Annotated in this window: 18 protein-coding genes; 5 read left to right on the top strand and 13 right to left on the bottom strand. The window is 62.3% G+C overall.

Going from position 1 to position 24293, the window contains the following annotated elements:
- The first annotated feature begins 140 nt into the window (after window positions 1–140).
- Window positions 141–1010, top strand: a complete 870-nt coding sequence (gene panB, locus EDF58_RS02960; RefSeq protein ID WP_132262537.1) for a 3-methyl-2-oxobutanoate hydroxymethyltransferase — start codon at window positions 141–143, stop codon at window positions 1008–1010.
- A 53-nt stretch (window positions 1011–1063) separates the two neighbouring features.
- Here the strand turns inward: panB and prsR are convergent, their stop codons facing one another.
- The 9 genes from prsR to EDF58_RS02915 all read right to left on the bottom strand — a co-directional run bounded on the left by prsR (window position 1064) and on the right by EDF58_RS02915 (window position 15524).
- Complete coding sequence (gene prsR / locus EDF58_RS02955) at window positions 1064–2428, bottom strand: PEP-CTERM-box response regulator transcription factor (RefSeq protein WP_132262535.1); 1365 nt, start codon at window positions 2426–2428, stop codon at window positions 1064–1066.
- Between the two features lie 2 nt (window positions 2429–2430).
- Window positions 2431–4560 carry an XrtA/PEP-CTERM system histidine kinase PrsK gene (prsK, locus tag EDF58_RS02950; RefSeq protein ID WP_132262533.1) on the bottom strand — a complete coding sequence of 710 codons (2130 nt, stop codon included), beginning with the start codon at window positions 4558–4560 and terminating at the stop codon, window positions 2431–2433.
- Entirely contained in the window at window positions 4557–5942 is a 1386-nt protein-coding gene (locus tag EDF58_RS02945; RefSeq protein ID WP_132262531.1) for a TIGR03013 family XrtA/PEP-CTERM system glycosyltransferase, read from the bottom strand. The genes prsK and EDF58_RS02945 overlap by 4 nt, the downstream gene beginning before the upstream one ends.
- Window positions 5943–6127: 185 nt before the next feature.
- On the bottom strand, window positions 6128–7462 hold the full coding sequence (locus EDF58_RS02940; protein ID WP_132262529.1) for an amidohydrolase: 1335 nt from the start codon (window positions 7460–7462) through the stop codon (window positions 6128–6130).
- A 71-nt stretch (window positions 7463–7533) separates the two neighbouring features.
- Entirely contained in the window at window positions 7534–9294 is a 1761-nt protein-coding gene (locus EDF58_RS02935; protein WP_132262527.1) for a hypothetical protein, read from the bottom strand.
- Between the two features lie 1581 nt (window positions 9295–10875).
- Window positions 10876–13536 carry a hypothetical protein gene (locus tag EDF58_RS02930; protein WP_132262525.1) on the bottom strand — a complete coding sequence of 887 codons (2661 nt, stop codon included), beginning with the start codon at window positions 13534–13536 and terminating at the stop codon, window positions 10876–10878.
- Window positions 13536–14504, bottom strand: coding sequence for a hypothetical protein (locus EDF58_RS02925; RefSeq protein WP_132262523.1), 969 nt, complete (start codon window positions 14502–14504; stop codon window positions 13536–13538). The genes EDF58_RS02930 and EDF58_RS02925 overlap by 1 nt, the downstream gene beginning before the upstream one ends.
- Window positions 14504–15151 carry a hypothetical protein gene (locus EDF58_RS02920; RefSeq protein WP_165921320.1) on the bottom strand — a complete coding sequence of 216 codons (648 nt, stop codon included), beginning with the start codon at window positions 15149–15151 and terminating at the stop codon, window positions 14504–14506. The genes EDF58_RS02925 and EDF58_RS02920 overlap by 1 nt, the downstream gene beginning before the upstream one ends.
- Window positions 15152–15245: 94 nt before the next feature.
- The gene (locus EDF58_RS02915) at window positions 15246–15524 is read right to left on the bottom strand and encodes a hypothetical protein (protein ID WP_132262519.1); all 279 of its coding nucleotides are present in this window, start codon (window positions 15522–15524) and stop codon (window positions 15246–15248) included.
- A gap of 1022 nt (window positions 15525–16546) precedes the next feature.
- On the opposite strand from EDF58_RS02915, the gene EDF58_RS02910 reads away from it, so the two are divergent.
- The 3 genes from EDF58_RS02910 to EDF58_RS02900 all read left to right on the top strand — a co-directional run bounded on the left by EDF58_RS02910 (window position 16547) and on the right by EDF58_RS02900 (window position 18987).
- A complete protein-coding gene (locus tag EDF58_RS02910) occupies window positions 16547–16837 on the top strand; it encodes a hypothetical protein (protein ID WP_132262517.1) in 291 nt (96 codons plus the stop codon).
- 126 nt (window positions 16838–16963) lie between these two features.
- Entirely contained in the window at window positions 16964–17569 is a 606-nt protein-coding gene (locus EDF58_RS02905; RefSeq protein ID WP_132262515.1) for a recombinase family protein, read from the top strand.
- Entirely contained in the window at window positions 17566–18987 is a 1422-nt protein-coding gene (locus EDF58_RS02900) for a hypothetical protein (RefSeq protein WP_132262513.1), read from the top strand. The genes EDF58_RS02905 and EDF58_RS02900 overlap by 4 nt, the downstream gene beginning before the upstream one ends.
- Before the next feature lie 253 nt (window positions 18988–19240).
- Here EDF58_RS02900 and EDF58_RS02895 read toward each other — a convergent pair whose 3' ends face one another.
- Both EDF58_RS02895 and EDF58_RS02890 read right to left on the bottom strand, forming a co-directional pair.
- A complete protein-coding gene (locus tag EDF58_RS02895; protein ID WP_132262511.1) occupies window positions 19241–19867 on the bottom strand; it encodes a DUF6338 family protein in 627 nt (208 codons plus the stop codon).
- A 158-nt stretch (window positions 19868–20025) separates the two neighbouring features.
- Window positions 20026–20724, bottom strand: a complete 699-nt coding sequence (locus tag EDF58_RS02890; RefSeq protein ID WP_132262509.1) for a hypothetical protein — start codon at window positions 20722–20724, stop codon at window positions 20026–20028.
- Window positions 20725–20846: 122 nt separating this feature from the next.
- On the opposite strand from EDF58_RS02890, the gene EDF58_RS02885 reads away from it, so the two are divergent.
- Entirely contained in the window at window positions 20847–21704 is an 858-nt protein-coding gene (locus tag EDF58_RS02885) for a hypothetical protein (RefSeq protein ID WP_132262507.1), read from the top strand.
- A 268-nt stretch (window positions 21705–21972) separates the two neighbouring features.
- Here EDF58_RS02885 and EDF58_RS02880 read toward each other — a convergent pair whose 3' ends face one another.
- Together EDF58_RS02880 and EDF58_RS02875 are read right to left on the bottom strand one after the other, a co-directional pair.
- Window positions 21973–22395 carry a hypothetical protein gene (locus EDF58_RS02880; RefSeq protein WP_132262505.1) on the bottom strand — a complete coding sequence of 141 codons (423 nt, stop codon included), beginning with the start codon at window positions 22393–22395 and terminating at the stop codon, window positions 21973–21975.
- A gap of 112 nt (window positions 22396–22507) precedes the next feature.
- Window positions 22508–24277 (bottom strand): hypothetical protein, encoded by a 1770-nt coding sequence (locus tag EDF58_RS02875; protein WP_132262503.1) that lies wholly within the window; start codon window positions 24275–24277, stop codon window positions 22508–22510.
- Window positions 24278–24293 lie beyond the last annotated feature (16 nt).

The raw sequence follows: 24293 nt of genomic DNA, 5'->3' as shown, positions 1-24293 counted from the left end.
CCTTAACGCTATCGGCTCCCCAGCTTTACCGAGATTGTTCCGCTTTGGCCGCAGTCTGGCCATGACCATCGCCTTGTTCCGATGCGCCGCAACGAAAATGCGCTTTTGCGCATCATCCAACCGGCGCTAGAAGCGAATCCATGTCTACGACCTTCCAGCTCGACACCGCGACCAGTCGCGCCAACCCCACGCCCGCGCCCATGAAGCGCCTGACCGTACCTGCCATCCAGCGCCGCAAGGTGGAAGGCAAGACCGTAGAGCCGCTGGTGATGCTCACCGCCTATACGGCGCGCCAGGCCCAGCTTCTCGACGAACATTGCGACGTGCTGCTGGTGGGCGATTCCCTGGCCCAGGTGATCTACGGGCTTCCCTCCACCCTTCCCGTCACTCTCGACATGATGATCGCTCACGGCGCCGCCGTCGTGCGCGGCAGCTACCATTCGCTCGTCGTCGTCGACATGCCCTTCGGCTCCTATGAGGAAAGCCCGCAGCAGGCCTTTGCTTCCGCGGCAAGGATCATGGCCGAAACCGGCTGTGCGGCCGTCAAGCTGGAGGGCGGCGTCGCCATGGCCGAAACCATCGCGTTCCTCACGCAGCGCGGCATCCCGGTGATGGCGCATATCGGGCTGACCCCGCAGGCGGTCAACGCACTGGGCGGTTACGGCGCGCGTGGACGCAGCCAGGAAGAGCACGCCAAGATCATCACGGACGGCAAGGCCGTAGCGGACGCCGGCGCCTTCTCGGTCGTGGTGGAGGGCGTTCTCGAGCCGATCGCCATCTCGCTCACCCATAGCCTCGACATTCCGGTCATCGGCATCGGCGCTTCGGCCCAGTGCGACGGACAAGTCCTGGTGGCCGAGGACATGCTGGGCATGTTCGACCGCGTGCCCCGCTTCGTGAAGCGCTATGCCGACATGGCTGGGCTCGTTTCCGAGGCTGCCGCGAAATATGCCGAGGAAGTGCGCGCACGCAGCTTCCCCGGTCCGGAACAGACCTATCAACCGAAGTAAGCCGGCCCCCAGAACGGAACCGGCCTGACCCCGGCCGGCACTGACGCCGGCGATCAGTTCTGCAGGTCGTACTGCTTGAGCAGATCGTAAAGCGTCGGCCGGCTGATCCCCAGCATCTTGGCCGTGCTGGAAATATTGCCTTCGCTGCGCGCGAGTGCATGGCGGATGACCTTGCGGTCTGCCTGCTCGCGCGCAGTCTTGAGGTTGAGCGCGTTGATCACTTGCTCGTCGGGAGCGGCCAGGTCGAGATCGGCGGCGCCCACCAGCTTTTCGTCCGCCATGATGACGGCGCGCTTCACCCGATTCTCCAGTTCGCGTACATTGCCCGGCCAGTGCCAGGCGTCGATCGCCGCCAGCGCATCGGCAGCGAAACCGCGCACGCTGGGGTTCATTTCCTTGGCGTATCGGTGGAGGAAAGCCTTGGCGAGCAACGTGGCATCGCCGGGCCGCTCCGCTAGGCCGGGAATGCGCACCACGATCTCGGCCAGGCGGTAGAACAGGTCCTCTCGGAAGCGCCCTTCCCCGATCATGGCTTCGAGGTCCTGATGCGTGGCGCAGACGATGCGCGTGTCGACCGGGATCGATTCGCGCGAGCCGACCCGCTCGATCACGCGCTCCTGCAGGAAGCGCAGCAGCTTCACCTGCAACTGGAGCGGGATGTCGCCCACTTCGTCCAGGAACAAGGTCCCGCCGGCCGCCTGCTCGATCTTGCCCGGTGTGGTCTTGACCGCCCCGGTAAAGGCGCCTTTCTCGTGGCCGAACAGTTCGCTTTCGAGCAGGTTCTCCGGGATCGCAGCGCAGTTGATAGCCACGAATTCGCGCTTGGCACGTCCGCTGGCCTCATGGAGGCCGCGCGCCAGCAGTTCCTTGCCCGTGCCGCTCGCGCCGAGCAGCATGACCGAGACATTGGTGTTCGCCACCCGCTCGATGGTCCGCCCCACGCGGACCATTTCGGGCGCTGCGGTGATCAGCCTCCCGAGCACTTTCTCGTCCTTCTCGACCCGCGAGGCGAGGCGGCGGTTTTCCTCCTCGAGCCGGTGGAGTTGAAGGGCGCGGCGCACGATCAGGCCAAGGGCGTCGATGTCGACCGGCTTCTGGTAGAAATCGTATGCGCCGCGCGCGATCGCCTGAAGCGCGGATTCGCGGGCGCCATGGCCGGATGCGACGATCACCTTGGTGTCGGGCTTCAGCGCCATGATCTCGTCGAGCACGGCAAAGCCTTCGGTCGTGCCGTCGGGATCTGGCGGCAGGCCGAGGTCCAGCGTCACCACGTCGGGCGTCTCGGCGCGCAGGAGCGCCAGCGCCGAGGGCCGGTCGCCGGCAACGACCACGTCGAAATCCTCATAGGCCCACTTGAGCTGCGCCTGAAGACCGGCATCGTCCTCGACGACGAGGAGCTTGGGTCGGGTCTCGGTCATTCTCAGGCTACCTTCTGGTCCTTGTCAGTGCGGTTGAGGTACATGTCGGTGGCCGCGGCCAGCGGTATGCGAACGATGAAGCGCGATCCCAGCCCTTCCCGCGATTCCACGTCGAGCCGGCCCTTCATCGCCTTCACCAGCTCGCGCGCCTCGAAGGCGCCGATGCCGAAGCCGCCGGTCTTGGTGGAAACGAAGGGCTTGAACAGCCGGTTGCGGACGAATTCGGCCGACATTCCGGTGCCGGAATCGACCACTTCGAAGCGGGCGCTGAGGCCGTCCACGCGGACGGACAGGATGACCGGGCTCTCGGGCCGGCTGGCGTCCAGTCCATTCTGCACCAGATGGACCAGAACCTGTTCGAGCGAATGGGCGTTGGCCGTGGCGACAAGGTCCTGGACTTCGCCCAGCACGACTTGCCGGTGGCCGTTGAAGCGGGCGACCACGCTGCGGGCGACATCCGCGGCGCACACATCGTGCAGCCGGTCCACGCCGCCAGCGCCATAGCGCGAGAGGCGCGCCAGCAGACCATTGAGCTTGTCCGAGGAATTGCGCAGCGTGACAAGCATGTCGGCGCGAAACTCGGGCTTGTCGGCATGAAGTTCGGCATTGCGCGCGAGCAGGCTGAACTGGCTGGCCAGGTTCTTGATGTCGTGCATGACGAAGGCGATGCGGCGGTGGAAATCCTCGAACCGGCTCGATTCCGCCAGGGCTTCCTGGCTGGCGTGCTCGGCCAGATAGCTGGCGAGCTGCTGGCCGATCACCCGCAGCAGATCGAAATCCTCCCAGTCAAACTTGCGCGCCATCGCCGGGCGCGCCAGCACGACCATGCCGACGAGCCTTTCGTAATGCACCAGCGGAACCAGCGCCCAGGCGCGGCGCTCGGCGATGAGCCAGTCGGGGGCCGCGATCTCGAAACCCTCGGCGACGACGCCTGCGCGCACCTCGTCGAGATCGGCGATATAGCAGGTCTGCTCGAACGGTCCGAGGGCGGCGAGCGGGTAGGCCAGGGCCGGCACATCCACTTCGGGCCAGTTCCAGCGGGCAGCGAGCATGAGATCGCCCTGCTCGTCCGGGCACAGCAGCAGGCCGGCAGGGCTGTAGGTGATATCCGCCAGGGACTGCACCACGCGCTCGCTGAGCGGAAGGGTCTCGTCGTCGTTCTTGCCGATGGTCCGGGTGAAGCGCAGCCATTCCTCGCGGTAGTCGTAGCGGTGCTGGAAGAAATGCTTGGCGAGAATGACTTTGAGCCAGCTGCGCACGCGCCGCGAGGGCAGCACCACGAGGGCGATCGCGCTGGCGAACGTGAGGAAAGCCATCTCGATCAGCCGCGCGAAATCGCCGCCCGCATAGGACAGCCACTGCGCAACCGACACCATGGCGACCAGATAGACGCCGATGACGAGCAGCGAGAAAGTCTGGAACGTGACCGCGCGCGAGGGTTTGAGCCGCAATTCGTCGCGGTTGCGCGATGCGGTCAGGGCAAAGCAGCCCGCCAGCACGATTGCCGCGATGCCGCGCAGCGCCGCGATCTCGCTCGGCCAGCTTCGCGCGAGATAGGCCACGGTGTAGAGGTTGAGGTCGAAGGACCAGAGGACCGCCAGCCCGATTGCGGGCCAGCGCAAGGCCGGTCGCACTTCGCGCGGTGCGCCCGCGTAGAGGTTGTGTACCAGCACCAGCCCGCCCACGGTGACGAGCAGGCGCAGCATGACCTCGATCTCGAACCCCAGATTGGCGAGGCCGCCCTTCACCGAGAGGTAAGTCAGGGCCAGCGTCATGCTGAGGTGCAACGTCTCGACGAAAGCCAGCGCGAAGATCACCGGCCGGATCGGCGCAAGGCTGGAATGACGCCCATCGCCCGCGAAAAGCCGGTAGATCGCCACCAGCCATGCGAGATTGCGGATGCTCTCCGCGAAGGAGGCGAACATGGGAACTTCGGCAGTGAGGCCCACGGCCGCCGCGATGCACCAGCCCGCCGTCACCAAAAGCGCTGCGACGACCGCGCCTCCGGCTCCCGCCAGGCGCCCGCGACGAGGCCAGAGCCAGAGCGCCAGGCTGGCGACAGCTATGGCGCCGGTCAGGTCGAATGCGATCCCTGCGGTCGTCCAGAAATCCAGGCTGCGGGCCGCGCTCATCGCGCGCCTTCGCTCCACAGGACCACGCGCAGCGTCTGGAGAATGATCAGCAGGTCCAGAAAGGGTGTGTAGTTCTTGGCGTAATAGAGATCGTATTCCAGCTTATGGCGGGAATCCTCTATGGAAGCGCCGTAAGGATAGTTGATCTGCGCCCAGCCCGTGATGCCCGGCTTCACCATGTGCCGCTCCGCATAATAGCGCAGCGCATCCTCGAGTTCCGCGACGAACTGCGGGCGTTCGGGACGCGGGCCGACGAAACTCATCTCGCCCTTGAGTACGGTCCAGGCCTGGGGCAGCTCATCGATGCGGACCTTGCGAATGAAACGCCCGACGCGGGTAACGCGCGGGTCGTCCTTGGAAGCCCACTGGGCCCCGGCCACTTCGGCATCGGTTCGCATCGAACGCAGTTTGATGACGTCGAAATTCTCACCGAACAGACCCACCCGCTGCTGGCGGTAAAATGCCGGACCGCGGCTGTCGATCTTCACCAACAGCGCGAACAGCAGGATGATCGGCGCCGTCACGCATAGCGCCACGGCGCTGGCGACGATGTCGAACAGACGCTTGGCGACGCTGGAGATCATCCGTCCCGAAGAGAAGCCGTCGGAAAAGATCAGCCAGCTCGGATTGACCGTGTCCAGATCGACCCGCCCGGTTTCGCGTTCGAGGAAGCTGGAGAACTCGTTGACATGCACCCCCGTGGTCTTGATCCGCAGCAGGTCCTTCAGCGGCAGCGCGTTGCGGCGCTCCTCCAGCGCGAGGACCACTTCGGTAACGCCCAGATTGTCCACGAAGCGGGTGAGATTGTGGATGGCACCGCGCGAGATGGCTTCCTCCACCACCGGCGCGCCATCGCTCATGGCCACATAGCCGACGATGACGAAGCCGCTTTCAGGCCGCTCCGCCAGGTCGCGCAGGCGCTGTGCGCGATCGCCGGCCCCCAGGACGAGCACGCGGCGGCGGAAGGCCGAAGTGCCGAGAAATCCGCCCAGAACGAGGCGATTGGCTGTCAGCAGCACGATGGCGAACGCCATCGAATAGGCGAGCGTGGAGCGCCAGAAGTTCTGCGCGGCGAACAGGAAATCGACGAAGGAAAGCGCGATCACGCCCAGCGAAATCGCCACGAGCAGTCGCGCGGCCGCGAAGCGCATGGAACGCAGGGCCTCCGCGCCGTAGACGCCCACGGCCACCATGGACAGCGAGATGACGACCGCGAAGCCGGCGTGAAGCCCGATCCGGTCGACGAGACTGCCCAGCGCCATCCCGATCTGCCCGGCGCGCAGCCGCCAGGAAAGCTCGTTCGCCCCCAGCAGCAGGAACATGTCTGCCAGCCACAGCAGGGCCACGGCATGCGGGATGTAGTGTTTGAACAGACGAATCATCGTCGCGGGGCGCCATTTTCCGAGCCGAATCCGGCAATGAGGCCAGACTTATCCGAAAGGCGTAAACTGTCGGTGAATCTGACAGCCGTGAAACGGGCGGAAGCCGCCCTCTTTCGAGAAAGCCCACGAATTCCGCCCGGCGCTGTCGGTGCTCCTTACACGCATTGCGCCGGGCACGAACCCGATCAGCGCTTGGGCATAAGGCGCAGCGCCGTCAGCGTCAGGGCTTCGCTGCCCGAAGCGATGACCTTGTCGGCCTGAGGCGCCCAGAACGGGCTGTGCAGCGAAGGCAGGGCCGGCCCGCCCGCCTTGGCCGCGGCGATCTTCTGCGGATCGGCGCCGCCCACCCAAAAGATCACGGACTTGATGTGGTCCTCGTCCGCGCGCCGGAATTCGCCGAAATCTTCTCCGCCCATGACCGAGGGCGTGATCACCACATTGCCGTCACCCATCCTCGTCTTGAGATCGGCGACGGCCTCCTGCGTGAACTCGGGCGAGTTCCAGGTGGCGCGTGTATAGGGATCCTTGACCGAGACTTCCGGCATCAGGTTGTCCGGCAGGCCGGAAGCGATCGCCTCGCCCCGCGCAATGCGCTTGATGCCTTCGAGCAGGTGAGCGCGGGTCTCGTCCGAGTAACTGCGAACGGTCAATTCCAGCTTCGCCTGGTCGGAAATGATGTTGTGCTTGGCGCCCGCGTGGAACGAACCCACCGTCACCACTGCCGGGTCCAGCGGGCTCATCTCTCGGCTGACAAGGGTCTGCAGCTTCATGACGATCGCGCTGGACAGCACGATCGGGTCCTTGGTCGCCTGCGGGTAGGCGCCGTGGCCGCCCAGTCCCTTCACGAGAATGTCCACGCTATCGACATTGGCAAGCGCCCAGCCCACGGCCGCGCCGACCTGGCCGGCCGGAAGATCGGCCGAATCGTGGAAAGCCAGCGTGTAGTCCGGCTTGGGGAAGCGGCTATAGAGCCCATCCTGCAACATGCTGACCGCACCCGTGCCCACTTCCTCGGCCGGCTGGCCGATCATGACGAGCGTTCCGGCCCACTCCGCCTTGCGCTTCGCCATGAGCCGCGCCGTCTCGATCCAGGCAGTCATGTGCGTGTCGTGCCCGCAGGCATGCATGATGCCGCTCTCGACCCCGGCCGTCGAAACGCCGCGCTTCTTCGAGGCGAAGGCAAGGCCCGTCTGCTCGACCACGGGCAGACCGTCCATGTCGGCACGGATCAGCACGGTCGGCCCCTCGCCGTTCCGGAGCACCGCGACCACGCCGGTCTGGCCGACTTTCTCGGTCACGGTGAAGCCTGCCTCCCGAGCCGCCTTGGCCATCACGCCGGCACTGCGCACTTCCTGGTAGCTCAGCTCCGGATTGGCGTGCAGATCGCGGTAGATCGTCATCAGGCCCGGCAGGTCGCGCGCGATGCTATCGGGAACCGGCTCGGCGCGTACCGCCGTTGCGGAAGCGATCAGACCAAGGGCGACAAGGCCGAGTGCGGAGCGGGTGCGAAGGGCGTTCATGCCGGAAAGAGTATGAAGATGCGTGGCTTGCGGCAATAGAGATCCTCACCCGGCCTGCGCGCATCAGCGCCCTAGCGCGTCAGCAGGCCCTGCGCCTCCAGCGGCTCGGCAGCGAAGTCCGGAATGCGCAGTTGGCGAACGACCTCCCGCCGGTCCTTGGATACGCCCGGATAGGCCCGCGCCGCTTCTTCCAGCACCCGGCGCGCCTCGGCGCCCTTGCCCGCCTGCGCGTAAGCGGAAGCCAGCAGATAGCGCGACATCAACCCACCATCCGCGGCGCCGAGCCGGGCATAGCGAAGGGCCTCGTCCGCCTCATTGCGATAGAGCGCGTCCAGCGCCAATCCCGACCAGTACCAGGGTGGATGCCCCGGATTGAGCTGGATCGCCTTGCGCGCCAGGGTAGGTGCAATCTCGTGTTCGCCGAGCGCGCCGAGCACCCGGCCCGCATTGGCCAGGACTTCGGAATGGTTAGGGCTGATCTCCAGCGCCTTTCCGATCGCCTCGCGTGCGGCGTCGTCCTCTCCGTGCCGGTAGAGCGCGAGCGCCAGATATTCGTAACCTATCGCATTGGTGGCATTGGCGGCCACCGCACGCTTCGCCGCCTCGAGCGCCTCAGGCGAATCGCCGATGCCGTGCGCCTGCGCCTCGTAGAGGTGCATCCACGACAGCAGCGCCCAGGCGTCCGAATAATTGGGCTTGTCGTAGACGGCCCGCTCCAGGCATTCCTTCACTCGTCCAAGCTGCCCCTCGCGGCGCGAACGCATGAACTCGTAGGCCTCCAACTCGCAAAAATAGCGCTCCATGCCGAGATCGCGGTGGTTTTCCAGATCCTGCCGCATGGTCTCGTGGATCACGCCATAAGGCTGGCCGAGGCGCGAGGCGACGCCGAGCGCGATCTTCGACTGCACCTTGAGTATCTGGGCAGGGTCATAGTCGATGGGAGCGCTGCGCCCGGACCAGACGACCACCCCGCCCGGCATGCGCACGAGGCTGGAGTTGATACGCAGCGTGGACCCCGCGCCGTCTATCGACCCCTGGAGCACGAAGGCCGGGCGCAACCCCTTGCGGCTCGGCTGCGTCCCCAATGCGCCTCCTGATCCGAGCTGCCGCTCGCCCTTCGCGGTCCGTTCGTCGAGCGAAAGAACCGCCAGGTTCGGCAATTGGGCGAGATAGTTGATCAGGTCGAACTGCAACCCATCGCGCACCCGCGCGATGGCGGGATCCGATCCGGTGATCGCATAAGGCGCGACATAGACCACCGGCCCGTCCGGCATTTCGCCCGCGCGCACCAGCACGGCATCGCGCTCCCCGCCGGGCCAGTAGATGATCAGGAGCGAGGCGGCCAAGGCCAGAGCCGCCAGCAGCCCCCAGGAACGACGGCGCAAATTCAGAGCGCTCGACGACCGGACGATGTCCTCCCCCTGCTGCGCTGGCGGCGAGGTGGAAGTGTCAACCGGCGCGTCGGGTAACGGCTCCTGACGAGCCTCCTGGCCCCGTTCCGCGGCCGGTTCGAGCATGGGCGCATAAGACCCGCGGGGGACGACGAGACGGAAGGGATCGCCTGCTCCCTCCCCCGCATAGTACTCGCCCAGTGCGCGGCGCAGCCGGGTCATCTGCACGCGGACGATCGAATCCGACGAGGCATCGAAATCCTCGTCTCGCCCGAAGACATCGAGCGCGATGGGATAGCCCTTCAGCCGGTCGCCATGACCGGCCAGCTTTTGCTCGACAAGATAGGACAGAAGTTCCGCCAGCTTCGGCGAAGACCGGAAAGTAGCGGCGGCGACGACGCGCGAGAGGGCGTCGCGATATTCGTCGGCACTGGGTTCCATGTCGTCCCCCTCCGGCGCAAAGTAGTCCGGAGGGGGCGATTTGGCAAACGCGCTTCTTGATGCGACCCGAAGCGGCTCTCCAAAAACTCTGTTATCGGCGCCTGCTCATGCCCGGCACCTTTTCCTCGTCATCCGTTCATCGCCAGGCCTTTGGCCGGCGCCCGGGCCGGGAACTGCTGGAAGCGCCGGCGATACAATGCCGCCGGTGTCCCGGAACCTCGTTTCCTCGACTCGGAACAGGCTTCCAGCAGACCTCGATATCGATCGCGGCCCGAGGGACGAAAGACATGCCACTGCGGCTGGGCAGTGGGATTTCAAGGTTATTACCAATGTAGAAAAATTGCCGCGCGAAACATGCGTGTTTCACCGTTAAATCGCGTCCATTCCCGAGGATAAAGGCCGGCGTCCCGTGCATTAGCGATTGTCACGGTGACGCCGCGCACGACGTGCGCGCCCCCCGCACGCCGGCCATGGATACGAAAAAGCCGCGAGACCCTGGCTGGGTTCGCGGCTTTTCGTGTGGTGCCCCTGGCCCGACTAGGGAGGCGACACCCACGAATGGCGGTTTTCCGACGTTTTGAAGGGCTCCGACGCGACCAAATGTACCCAAACTCTGTACCACTCACAAGTGGCTAAAAGGGATCATTCGTGCCGCCCGGTGCCCGAGCCCAAGGGGGGCTTGCGGGATTGAACGAGGCTCAAAATGCTTGCTGAAAACGATACGAATGAATTTACGGTCCAACTCGAAGACGGATGTGCGGAGAAGATCGGGGATGGCCTCTGGTGCATCGTCCAGGCCGACAAGGCACAGATGGGGCATCCCCGGCAGGTGGTTACACTGACTCGCGAGGACTTGCTGGCGTTGCTGGGGAGATAGCAAAAGTACAAATGCCGTTAAGGCCCCTGAGAGGACCGCGAGAGCGCCCCGCCCCTTCCAGACCCCGCTTTGTCTGGTTAGGCTTCGGAAGCGCCCCCAAGGAATTCTCCGGGGCTTTTTCTGTGTCTTAGGGGGGAGACAGATGTCAGGAACAAGAACGCAAATCATCGCAGGAGATCGGAAGGGATTTGCCCTCTCAATAGCAATCGTGGCGAGCTTATCGTCCTGCGGCTCCGAATACGACCCGGACCGATGCTCCGCCTTTGAGGGTCCTGAAGCCCCCCACCTTACCGAGAACGGAAAGGCCTGCATTCTGAAATGGGGTCGGGCATTGTCCACCTCGCACGATCAGGCCCGAGACGTTGCGGTCGCTGTTCTTGCCGCGTGCGCAGATGCTATCCCCAACGATCAAGTCGAAACCGATGAGGAAGGGAACGTCACAGAGGCGGCCAAAAACGCTACCTGGGCTGAAGCACGGAGCTTGGCCACCTTCCGGATCATCGAAGAACGAGCCGGGCACTGTTCGAAAAAATAACCCCCAGGGCCGAGGGCTCTGAGGGTCATTCGGTTATTTTTGGTCACCCGCCAGTTCGTCGAGGAAGTCCTCGCGAGGGCGGCCGGTGGGCTTCGTGGGCATGGGATACTCTTATGAGGCATGACGGCCTCCCCTTGATCCCGAAGGAACGGCGGGGGAGGCCTATTTGTCAGAGGTCGGCGGGGATCAGGTCTTCGTCGGGTTCGGCCCACATGGGACCGTAAACCGCCTCAAAGCCGCCGTCAGGGCGCTCGCGGTAGCCAAGCAGAACTTCATTGTTCTGCGTCGCCACACCGGCCCCTGTGCGGGACCCTACAGTCTTGGCGAACTGTGCGCTTGCAGTGTCCGCCCGCTGGTCGGCTGCGCGGTCCATGACGCGGGTGCGCCGGACGTTGCCGAGCATCTGTCGGACGCCTGCAAGGTCGGTATTGCCAAGGCCTTCGGCGGTCAGCTCGTTTACGCGGTTGGTCAACGCCGGTTCCCCGGAGAATGCCGAGCCGAAGTGGCGGGCGGCGTCGATGCCCCTGCCCTGTGCGGCGGCCCATAGGCCCCTGCCGGTGTCGGCGAGGGACTGCTCCTGCCGTGCTATTTCGTCGGAGGCCTCACGGCCTGCGGTCATGGAGTTTCCACGAACAGCCGCGAAGGTCTGGTAGCCCTCGTGCTCGGCTGCGAGGCGGTTGAACAGATTGTCCGCCGCTTCGCCGCCGTGGACGTAGGAGATAGCGTCCCGTGCATCGAGATTGCCATCGACCCGGCGAGCTGCGTTTCCGTAGTCGCCAAGGCCCCTGACGTCCTGCGAGAGGCCCGTGCGGTGCCCGAGGCGGAAGAAGTCCCGCTGGGAGCCGGTCGTCATGTTCTCCATGCGATTTGCCGCATCGGTCGCGCTGTCTTTCGCCATCTGGTCTCCCAGCTCCAGAGCCTTGCGGTTCTGCGTGGGGCCTGCGTAAGCATCACGGGCGGGCTTCCAGTAAGGATTGAGCCCGTTGTCTGGGATGGCCGAGCCCGGACGCGAGCGGCGCGGCTTTCGCGCCTTTGGACCGGCTTCGGGATTGAGACGCGTGCCCTCGTCGAAGGGCTGCCGTGCAGAGAAAGCTTCCCCTCCCTGCGGGATCGCCGGAACTTCTGCCCCGTGCGCTCCAAGGCCGCCTGGGGCCTCGTAAGGCACAGGAAGCTCGGCACCGTATGCGCCAGGAACTCCGGGAGCCTCGTAAGGAACCAAGGCATTCTGCGGCGGGGCATCAAGCGCCCTTCCGACGTGCGGAGGCGGCGATGGAAGGCCTAGCGAGGAGCTGTCCGGCAAGGCGGCTTGTGCGGGCGCACCCAAGGAGGGCGCCCCTGCGGCCTGTCCGGCGATTTCTTCCGAGGCTTGACCGGGCGCATTGATGCGGGGACCAGAGCCGTCGCCATCCATGATCCGCAGGAGGTCCTGCCGAATCTCGCGGGCCCCCTTGCCGAAGCGAGAGGCTTCTACCGGAACACCGTACTTTTCTCCGTTGAATACACCCTCGTCGAGGACCGATTTCATGTGATCGTAGAACGGCATCGTTGGAGCATCACCGAGACTGAAGGCCCCGTCGCTGCCTTGGACAAGTCCCATTTGAGATAACGGAACGCGTCGGTCCAAAAGTTCCCGTCCGGCAATCTGCATAGCCTCCCGGCCTGAGGGAGTTTCAAATAGCTCCCGCAGTTCACGAACCAGCGGTATCGGCTGCGCGTCGCTGATGTCATAGAGCGGACGGGCTGCCGCCGCTGCTTCTTGTCGAAGAGCTTCTGACTGCCTCTCCACGTTCGTGACGGGGCCCAAGGTCTCGCCGATGTGGCCAGAAACGCGGGCCGACATCTCCCGTTGACGGGCATCGATCGAGCGGCGGACCGCAGCCGTTGCTGGGCCCGGTCGGCGTGCTGCGGAGCCATAAGCGTCACGAAGAAGCTCATGGGTATCCGCAGGGGCCGCAGGGACGCCCATGGACTGACGGCGGTTAAGCTCGGTCATGAGGGCCGCGGGGTCCATGTCGGCCTGCTCCAGTTTCCCGCCGATGTAGCGAGAGGCCCGCGTGTCTGCGGCCGGGCGGCTGAGTGCCTGGGCGGAACGCTCAAGCCCCTTGCCGGTTCGGCCGGGGAGCGCACGGCCTGCCGCGGCGAGTGCCGGTGCGACCTTGCGGCCCGCTGCGGATGCAATGGGCGCAGCTAAGGGAGACACGAGACGGCCCGCGTAAGGCAGTGAGCCCGCTACGGCAGCCCCGGTGAGGCCTCCGCGTGCCGCGTCCTGGAGAACGCCTCCGGCGCTGTCGGCATGGCTGCTGAGGGCGCCTCCCGCAGTACCGTAAAGGGCCCCGTTAGCGCCGCTATTGAGGGCGCGGCGGCCGAGGCCTACTTTAGCGGCCTGCGAGGCTACTTCCGCTCCGCGAGCCCCTTGGGCCGCGACTTCCGCGCCCCTGGCAGCCAGCCCGACCTTCGTAACGGGCACGAACATGCCGCCCACAAATCCGGCACCCGTGGCGCCCGCATTGAGAACGGGGTGGTCCTGCTTGAAGCGCTCTTGATGGCGCTCGGCTGCCCTGCGGCCTTCCTTGAAGTCCTTGATGGGCGAGCCGTTGAAGTTCCAAGCATTGGCGATGCCGGACGCAACACCCCCGGCGCCTGGGACCACTCCGTCGAGGAATGACGTCAGGGCGCCATGGGCGTTGTCGAGGAAGCTGGGCTTGGCGGCTTGGCGGGATTTGGACACCTTGTCCTGAACCCACGCCATGATTTTCGATTGGTCGGCGTTTTCAGGAGCGCGGACTTTGTAGGTATTCCCGTCCGGTCCTGTGACCGAGTAGACTGGCATCAGCGGACCTTCCTACGCTGATAACGGCCTTTGACTATGCGCCATTCGTACCCGTCGGGATCAACGTTCGGATGTGAGGCCGAGAGGGCCTTTTTGGCCGCTCTGCCGTCCGCCTTGACCGCAAGGCCAACTCGGGTGCCGCTCTGGGCCACGCGGACCGCATCATGCCCCCCCATGACCCCGTTGTGGCGGGCCGTTTCATTGGCGTTCGCTGCCCCGGTGTCCGACCGTGCCATCGTGGGAACCGGAGCGCCATATTCACGATAAGCGGCGCTATAGGTGTCCGGGACCCCTTCAAAGCCGAGTGCCTCAAGATGCTCGCGACCTTCCCGCCAAGCCTGAGCCTGCTGTTCCGGAGGATATTTCGCCACAACTGAGGCCAAGCGGCCCCACGCGTCTAAACTATCTTTCGGGCTAGGCGGCTGACGGCGATTCTTCAAATCGGCGACTAGGCCGGCTTTCCGGGCATTATAGTCATGAACGGCCTGGATAGGCAGATAGCTGTGCTCTCCGGTCTCAGGGTCCGTGTAGATTTCGAAGGCATCGTCAGGGCCGCCGAGGGTCGGGCGCTCCGCTTGGCGGGCCGCTTCGTTCCCACCGGCAATAGCCCTGGCTGCATTAGCCATGCCGTCGCCGAAGTTCTGGGAGCCGAAGAAGCCCGCCGCCATCTGGAGCATCGTCTGGCGATAGTGCTGACTGTCGAAAGCGCCTCGACGCGGCGGGGGCGCCTTCGGAAGTCCTATGACCTGGTTGAACGGCTGCGAGGCAATGCCCGAAACGTCGTAAGGGGTCCCCTCCAGGGACGGCACGCCCTGCGGGGGCGCCTGAAGGAAGTTCTGCGGTGTCTGCGGGTAGACCGGAGCCTGCCCTGGGAGGGCGGGAAGCTCGCCGTTGTCCGTGTATTTGCCGGACGCTCCTGCAGAGAGTTTGTCGTGACCGAAGAGGCCGCCGAACGTGATGCCAGCCATTACGCGATACCTCCATCATTCATGTAGGTGGCTTCTCGTACACTCAAGATCGGTTTGCGGACGCGGCTTGCCTCTTGGATCGCTCGTTGGCGGGTCGCTTCCGCTGCCGCCTCCAGACCTGCATACCGGGGGTCAATCGGCCTGCGTGGTGTACGGGCGTCCTTGAGGGCAAACCATTCGGCCCTCCAGCCGGAATACTTCAGGGGCCTTGGCGGCATGAACCGCCCCGCATGGTCGGTGGTCAAGAACATAGCCGGGTTATCGCTCGGGATTCCCGGTGCCTGCTCGTGTGCCTGTCGCTTCGCCCACGCGGCGATCTTTTGGCCTCGGGTGGCGTCCGCGAGGTCCGTCCAGTAATATACGCCTACACAGGAAAGCGCAGTCGCGCTGCGGATTTCATTGCCGTCAGCTATTTGGACCTCGGCCTTTCCGAAGCTGGGAAAGGTCGGGCTGTTGACGTAGTCGGCAACAAAGGATTTCCACGCGCTCGCAGCGCACAGGTCATCCAAAAGGAAATAGGGAACGTCGTCAATCTTGACGAAGCGAACGGGCTTGCTGCCAAAATGCAGCGTTTCAGGCGCAGGGGCTGCGACTGGCGAATTTTGATTGGTCATTCTTCGGTTTTGATAGGGATGATGCGGGCCCATGATGGCTCGCGGATCATGCGGGGGACGGTGGCTATCCGTCAGGACCGAATGTGTTGGGTAGGACCCTGCGGAACTCGCAGGTGCCGTCGAGACGCTAGGCTGTTGGGGAAGGCTCGGTGCCGCCCATCAGGGCCTCTTGGACCGTTGCTAGGCGGTCGTAGATCGAGAGCAGGAGGCCAGATACGACGCTAAGGCGCTCAAGAGCCTGAGCAGCCCCCGGGAGCGTCGCCACCGCAGCGAGGTCTTCAGAGGCCAGCCGGACAAGGGTGTCCGCCTGTTCGACTTCCGAGCCGATGGAGTGGTTGGACGGGAAGGCAGCGGCAAGACGGAGCGGCGCTTCAGACACCGTGCGGCGCAAAAGGCGAGCGTACATGGCGAGTGCATCCGCGTTCGGTCGAATGGACATAGTTTTCCTTGCAAGAGTGGGGGGAGGAGCAAACGCTTCTTCACAACGTCAGCAGTAAATTCAGCCAGGAGCCCGCCACATGCTGGCCCTAGGTTTGCCCATATCCCCGTAGTTAATCGACAAACGGCGGAAATCTGCCATTCACGGACGGGGAGCGTTCTATCGGTGCGGCCACATCCAGGCGCACACCTGTAGCTGTGAGACGCGCTGGATATGAGGTGGGGGAATACCGACATCAGACGGACCGGAGCACGACGGAAACCTGCTGCCGCCTGCGGATGCGTTAAGTCCCCTTGGCGGGAAAACGGCGATCCGGCGCGGGCTTATATCCGGACTAAATCGAAACCATTGATTTTACTCGGTTTTCGTGATCCGCAGGGGACCCATAGGAATCCTTAGAGGAAACGGGACTCCCGGCCTCAAAATGACCACCCCGGGGTCGCCTTACCGGTCCCTGATGTGCCCAGGTGGACCCTAAAATAATCGGGTAGGGACCCAATGGGACCCGGCGAGGGACTTCAAGGTCCTGCGGGTCCCGCAAAACTCCAGGGAAACTGCGGCGGGAGCTAGGGTCTGACCGCTCGCGTACCCGCCCTAGCGAAGCGCCAGTTTCGAATTGGCGATTGGATCAGCAGGCCAGGGGGAGCCCGCAGCGCCCCAGAGGGACCCGTGACCATCCGTCCCCCACTCCGCACTCCCCCACCCTCCCCGAACCCCTAGGGTTTCTGCGGTTCGTCACTGGATGCTGAAGCCGGTGCGGGACTGGAGAGCGCTGGAGATCGTGGGGGATTTGGCGATGCAATGGGCCGGGCGGGCCTGCCAGACATTAGGCCGCCATTAGTGGCAGGTTTGGGATAGATCAGGACTGACGCGATGTTAGATTGAGACCTCGGGAGAGACCGTGCGGTGCCAGCGAGGGGCCATAGAGCACCCTATCGAACAACGCTTCGACCACTTATCAAACGCTTCGACACAACAAAGGACAACCGATGCAGAGTGTGGTGACGTGGGTATCTGTAATCTTCGCGCTGGCGGCGGCTATTGCGTGGTTTGTCTCTGCACAGACCATCTCGCCGGAGAAAGAAATGGCGTATCGACGAAGGCAAGTCGCAAAGACTGGAGGCGACATCGGCGGCTCAGTCGAAATGGTTGACGGCAACATCACCTACGACCTGCACGGGACTCTTAGACATCAAGGCAGGTGGAGCCGCTACGGTGCGATCTTCACGGGACTTGCAGTGCTGTGCCAAGCTGTTGCTCCCTTACTCACGGCGCAGTGACTCAAAACTTGTAGGTTCTGACACTAGCTGAGCGCGGTCGCTAAGTTTGTCTCATAAGGTATGTTGACGAGTTTAGAGACATGTCTCATATTGATTTCATACCTTATGACACCCCAGGGGCGCAACATGTCACGCATCGCTTACTATCGCACGTCGTCGGACGGGCAGAGCATTGAGGCCCAGCGGCAAGCCCTCGGGGGCGGGTTCGATGAGGAATTTGCAGACGAGGGTGTGAGCGGTGCCATCAAGGCCGAGGAGCGTCCCGGATTTGCTCGGCTTCTGCAGTATGCTCGCAAGGGCGATACGCTCTATGTCTATGCTCTGGACCGCCTGGGCCGTGACGCCCTGGACGTTCAGGCGATGGTCCGCACCCTACTTGAGCGCGGCGTGACGCTGGACGTCCGGGGCCTTGGACCCATCGGACGCGGCGTAGGCGAATTGATCGTGGCCGTGCTGGCCCAGATGGCAGACATTGAGCGCCACCGGATCAAGGAGCGCTGCGAGAGTGGCCGAGAGGCTGCAAGGGCCGCGCTGGCGGCCACGGGGAAGACCCATCGGGGCAAGGAGAGCCTGGGGCGCCCTAAGGCTGCCAATGCCCATGAGGTGGTCGCGTGGCGCAAGGCTAACAATGCTAGCATCAAGGGCACCTGTGATCACTTCGGGCTCTCTAAGTCCACCGTCGCCCGCTATTGGGCCGCAGACATCATGAAGGAACGCGGGGCAGCAGCGTGAGCGAGCAGGACGCATTCAGCACAGAGGATTACGCCAAGGCAGCGCCTATGACGTTGCGATGCGATGCGAACTCTGTCGAGGCAATAGGGTTCATTGAAGGTCTGCTCGACACGCTCTCCTTCCCCGATCCGAAAAAGCTGTTGAAGCCTTCCACCGTCGAGAGGCGCCGGAGGGCGCTACGGGCACTCATGGCCGACCTAATGCAGTTGGCACCTCAAGGTCTCGCTGGTTATCACGGCATGGCCCCGAAGAACTTCCCCGCGAAACTATTGGGCTTCGGCTATGACGTTTTCCTGCCGGTGAAGGATGCCCTTGTCGCTGCGGGCCTTCTGGACTTCGCCCCAGGTCGCCAGCGCCTGCATAGCTTTGATAACAGGGACACCGGCAAACAAGGCTCCGTGGTCCAGCAGGGCGGCTATCAAGCGCGTTTCCGATTGACCAAGCTGGCGCTGGAGCAGGCGCAAGGCGCTGGCGTGGACCTGAAGGCATGGGCAGACCATTGGAACCTCCCGGAAACCCTGCAGGAGACCGGCACATTGCTCCAGCCTGCAAGCCCCCTCGTAGAGCTTCGAGGCCGGGCGGGCCGCGTGAAGGGGCGAAAGGTGCAAGGCTTGTCCATGGACGTCGATATGGCCTCGCCAGCCATCCAGCCGATCATTGAGGACCTTCAGGCCCATAACGGCTTCTTGGAAGTCGCTGGGGTCGCAGGGGTGGACTTCGTGGGCCTGCGGCGCATCTTCAACGACGGCGGCGAACCCGATTTCGCATGGAACAAAGGGGGGCGCTTCTACTCCCGCAGGGCCGAGGGGATGGGCAAGGCCTATGAAGTCCTGAGCGGCGACCAGCGGCGGAAACGCGTCAAATTCGGAGGAGAGGCGGTAGGCGAAGTGGACATGAGTGCTTCGCAGCTCCGCATTCTGTATGCCGTCCTTGCTGAAGAATTACCGGCAGAGCTTTCGGATGACCTCTACGCCCTCCCCGGTGCCAGCCGCGACGCAGTGAAGCTCGTAATCGCCCAGGCTTTGGGGAAAGATGGAGCGCATGCGAAGCGTTGGGGTTCTGAAGCTTCCAAGGCATACGCCAAAGCAGCCGGAAAGCGGCTCCAAGAGGACCATCCGTTCAAGGTGGTCCACCACGTAGCCTTGAAGTGCCATCCGATCCTGGAGCGGCTCGGGGGCGACGGGTGCCCCACGGCTCTCGGCCTCCAATTCATCGAAAGTGAAATCATAAGGGAGGCAATGGCGCTCTTACGGCGCGAGGGCATTCCCAGCCTTCCGGTTCACGACAGCCTGATCGTCCCTGTAAGCAAGCTGGACGACGCCGAAGAGGCACTGCGGGATGCCTTCATGTCTGTGGTCAATTCCTTGATTGGTAAACCAACAATGATCCTTCCTAAGATTGTCCGAAAGGGTCTTTAGGTTATCTCAGGGAACCCCAGAGCATACGTGTATGAAATCTTTGGCCCTCGCGGATCGCACAGATCATTTCGTCCGCATGTTCGGTTACTTCTTGCCGCCCGACCCTTGGTTCGGCGGAGTCCCCGGCCCCGGTTTCGCTTGAGCGCTTGTCGGGATGTGGCCCGCCTGTTCTCCGGCACCTTGCGACACGCGCGGCTGGAAACCGTTGTGAATGGGCGTGTAACCGTCTTGAGCAAACTGCGGATTTCGATCTTTAGGCATCGTCACCTCCCTGCGCGTTCGGCCAGAACTCTATCGACTGAATCTCTCCGTGTCCAATCCAGACCCCGCTAGTTCTCGGTATCCAATTGTTCTCCGGATCAATTTCGTAAACTTTCTCTAGGAAAATATCTCGTTCAGCAGGCGCCGACGAAATAAAGGATTGCTCTCCAAGGTAGCCCGCCCATTTCGTCGCGTCCTTTAGCACTACCATGACAAAGCAATCGGTGCATTGAGAGAACTTCCAATCCCAAGCGCTTGGAATGGAATGAACGGTTCTCAAAGGCAGCTTGTTAAACTTTAGGCTGTTCAAGATGTTGCGGATCCAGCCTCGCTGCGCGGCAAGTCCGGAGATCACGCCTGCGGCAGCAGGGCCCGCAAGGATGTAAGCGAACCACCCGACACCCCCTCCGAAAGAGGTAACTGCAACGCCATAAAGGGGGCTTGCAACGGGAAACAAAAGGGCGTGGTACACAATCGAAACCACTAAATAAGCAATCAAGCCTTCAGCGGCGGACGGCATGCGACCGGTGAGAAACTGAGCGCGGACATAGAGGATGATCACACCGGGCATTGCGAAGAACCAGAACAGCCGCAGTTTTTCGGGATCAAGCTCAGTCATACGGCCTCGTGCATGTTATCTCACCATGCATAGCAAACCCGCGATAGCCATCCTAGAAAGCAAACCAGCGTTGTCCGCGCCCTTTCGTCGGCCCCGCACGAAGCCCGCCAGGCCATCCAAACGCCCACCATGCCGATGCAATCAGCCTTCCTTCCCTTTCACTGCCCATAACTCCGTGCTGTCATAGAAACAGGCCCACCAGCTTCAGCAGTGAAAACGGTCACAGGCACGCCCGGAGGGCCCATGTTACAAAGGACGACGAGGCCCAAGTCCTTCACAATAACGAAGTGCTCATTCAAAAGTTTTTTAATAGCATTAGCGGAGTTCTGGATGAATCCAGCGTCGTATTTCTTAGGCTTTCCTGATAGCAGCAGCTTCAAAGCGCCCCGATGGAGAGCATCCCCACATCTGCCATATATCACAGCCAATTCGGATCTTTTCATTTGAAAATCAGGATTTGGGTTCACATGCCGCTCACCTCTGAGGTCTAAAGTCAGTCGGCAGGCATGCGGAAAGCAGTGCTCGTTGATTGTTTCCAACGATTTAAATATCTCATTCGCGTGCCATTCCGCTTCTAGCTTTTTGGTCAAACCTTGCGCTCGATGTGCCCAAAGTGACGCGAGCGCGATTAACTCACAGACGAAGCGAAGTTGTATATAGGCGAATTCGGCATGGTAATGAGCCGCCGGATTTTCGCCGTTCACAGCCAGACCTAAGGCTTCGTCCAGCATTTCCAAACGGTCTTTGATCTCCTGCGCGAGTGTGGCGTAGGTGAGTTCGTTTTTATTGGATTGATTCATTCCGCTTTTTTGCTCTTGCCCCGAAGGTTGTCTAGGGGGCGTCGTGTAAAACTCCACGCATTCCCGCCTGTATTGTACGCACTGACGCCCAGAATACCTGCCTAGGACTTCATTCCGAGCGTCCCGCCCGATAAAGTCGAGGCCTTTCCACAAAGGACCGATCACGTTAAAGCAAGACTATGAGGATCGTCATCGATAGCAACTGCATGCAAAGCGACGAATTGCGAGAATTTTTAGCGGACGATTACCGCAACAAAGCCGTCTTGACCGACTATGCGGCAATGGAGGCTTTCAAAGGGAACACTTTAGTCTCCGTCAAATCTTCTTGGGAAGTTTTAGGCGACTTCCCAGACCAGATAGTAGTGCTGAAGGGAACGCGGGAGGCAGCGCTGATTGATCCTCGTGCGCCCGGCATGGGCAACAGAATGCAATCAAGGTCCGAAACGAAAGGGGCCAGAGACTTTGGCAGACTTCTAAACGAAGCAGAGGCGGGCCATCGAGCGCTGCAAGCTCAATTAATGGTGCGTGGGAAGTGGGCAGACCATCACATGGACTCGATGCTCGCCAAAGCAGGCAGCATGCATTTGTCTATTGCAGAGTTCTCTGCAGTCTTCACCGAATCAGAACTTCGACGAATTCGACGGGATGACGAGTGGACAGAGTCAATGTCCATGAAATTTCTCGATCTAGTGATGGAATTGACAATCAATTCTTTCAACGCGCATCCAGACCAGCCGAGACAGCCTCGCGGCAAGCATTGGCCTAACCATTTTCTTTATCGCCATACCTTAACATATCTCGTCTATATGACGCGATTAGCGCAACGCGGAGCTGTCACAAGAAAAGCAAATTCTGCACGAAACGATGCTGTAGATGTAATTTTCGCGACGTTCGCAACATACTTTGATGGACTGATGACGGCAGACCAGGAAGCATCTGCCGTGCATCACATATCGAGAGCCTTGCTGACCCAGATCGGGGCCAGAGTTTCTAAAGATTATTTAGAACGATATTCGCGAGAACTTGCAGAGTCTTGACCTAATAGTGAACGGCAACAAAGGGAGATCGGCGCGACCGGGCGGGTTCGATAGCTGCCGATTGCAGCCCCACAGCAGCGGACGAGGTTCTCTAAGGCGTAGGGCCCCCGAGGGGCTGCGCCACGAGGTGCTCCAGCCTCTCCTTGCCCTTCCGCATCACGCGGAAGCACAGCCAGCACTCGCCGCCGTCTCAGGCCTTGAGGGCGTCCACAATGGCCTTGCGGCGTTCCCCTGTGATAGCCTTGGGCATCTGAGAATACCGGGTCCGTCAGCCCCTCACGAAGTCGCGGCTGGACATCCATTCATCGAGCATATCGGCGTCGTCGTCATCCACCGAGGACAGGCCCTCCACCTCTACCGGCGCCTGACAGGCTTCGGCCAATTCCTCAACCGCAAAGACACCACGGGCCGTCAGCTTGAAGAACAGCCCCGGGCGCTCCTCAAGTCGGCATTTTTCGACCAGCCGAGGACCAAGGCCTCCTCGGGCTTTAGTATCACCAAGATTATTCAGAATACGACGAGCCGCTTCGGGAGTTGCGTCAGTCGCATTTGCAACCTCAACGATAGTTGAAGGGCCGTTGATTGCGACGTGCAGGAATGCCCGAGCCTGATTAGCGCGACACCGAGGACCAATGAACTTGAGGAGAACCTCATTTGCCCGAAGCATCACGTCAATTGCATCCAAACTCATCATAGCCCCCTATTTCTAAGGAGGACATGTGAATCATTTTATGTCAGCTTATCAATAGATAAGACGGGATTTATTTTTGATGCATTTGCGGAATATCTCAAACCGAGGCGGGTCAAACCCTCCAGCACCTCACCAGTAGACGCGGGTCCACCTTGAAGGAAAGCTGATCAATCCAGTTACCGAGGACATCACGTTCCCCGTAAATCTCGTGGGAGCTGCCGCCGTCCGGAGGCCGATGGCCCTGGATATACTCCATGGCCTCGCGCGGTATCTTCGACGCCCGCGCCGCAGTCGTCCAGGTGTGGCGAAACTCGCGGACCGGCTGGCGCCCCGCTCCGGCCTTGAGAACCCCGTGGCGGTAGACGTACTCGCACATCCACTCGCCAAAGCTCGCATAGATGCCGCTCCGCTTGCCCTTCCGACGCAGCAAGGGAAACAGTGCAGCCTCTCCCGCCTCTTGCAGGCTCTTGCGGTACGCGAGCAACCCGAGATCAATCAGCGATTGAGGGACCGGGAATGTCCTTCGCCCGCTCTCCTGGCCATCGGTCTTAAGGCTCTGTTGCCCTTTAACCGGATGCCAGCCTTCGTCGGTAAAGCGAATCACCCAGCGCCCGTCCTGCTCGTGCTGGAAGATGTCCGCCACGAGGAGCTGAGCGACTTCCTCGGGCCGCGCCCCCGTAAACAGCATGAGCAGCGGTATCCAGTAGATGGCCTCGCCCTTCCCTCGCTTCGGGCGCTCACCATCCTTGAAGGCAGGCATGGAAAAGTAGGCGGTCAGTTCCTCCGGCGAGAAACCCTTCGCCGCCTTCGGCCCAGGAGTCTTGCGGCTGAACTTCCGGCCACTGAATGGGCTCGCGAGTGTCTCAGGGATACTGCCCTCGCTCTGGGCTTCCTTCCAGCGGGCATTCAGGGCCAAGCAGTACGCCTCGATGGTCTTCGAAGTGAGCCGCTTGACGTCGTCCCGGTCCTTGTAGAGCGCCGCGAGTTCTTCGAGGTTGCAATGGAAATGCTGCTTGGGCAGGCGCGAGGGGCGCTCGGCCAGCAAGTTCAGATAGTGGGAGACCCGCTCCCGCGTAAGCTCCACGGGCGTCAGCTTGCCTACAGCTTCCTCAAGGAACCGTAAGGCGCCACGGACCCGCTCTTTCGTCGGCTCGTGGAAATCTACGCGGCGCTTGTTGATCAGTGTGAGCGCGATGGCCTCAAAGGTTTCCCCTCGGTCGCCCGGACGTGCCTTCGGAGGAACCGTGGCCGCAGGGGGCTCCGGCAAGGCAGGAGTGGGAACGAGGTCGCCTTCGTACCGCGACAGGATGCCCGCCCATACATCGATCTGGGCGTCGTTGACGGCCATACAAAGTTGGACAAAGCCCTCAGAGCCGGTGTCTACGTGCAGGCCGTGACCTTGCGTTAGATCGAGCGCAACGTCCTTCCAAGCTGCAACGATGCCCTCAATGTCTGGAAGTGCGCGAAGTTGGCGACATTCAGCGAGGTCGGCCACGCAGGTCTCACGCAGGCCTTTCGCACGCCGGACCTTCACGTCGATGGTCTCGCGGAGGCACCGGACCTCCTCGTCGTCCTCTAGCCCCTCGCTGCGTACCTTTTCAGCGAAATAGGCAATAAGCGGTTTCGTGATGGGATCGAATGAGCCGGTAGCGACCTTATCCGCCTTCCATGCCAGCCGCTCGTACAATTCATTAAGATCGCGGTAGGTCGGGCCGTCGCGTCCAGCATCGAACACGCGCACACCGAGGGACCGCTTCACCTCGGAAATCTTTTTACCCGAATCATCCCGGGCGTGGCGAATCAGCCGAGCGGGGAAAGTGCGCCTAAATTCGAGGATGCCCGTCTTCGGGTTAGGTCGAAGATATTTCACACTTACGTCCACAGAACGCCGCCTCTGT

The sequence above is a fragment of the Novosphingobium sp. PhB57 genome, assembly GCF_004342985.1.
In the GTDB taxonomy this organism is placed as follows: domain Bacteria; phylum Pseudomonadota; class Alphaproteobacteria; order Sphingomonadales; family Sphingomonadaceae; genus Novosphingobium.
This window is presented reverse-complemented; position numbering and strand designations above follow the sequence as displayed.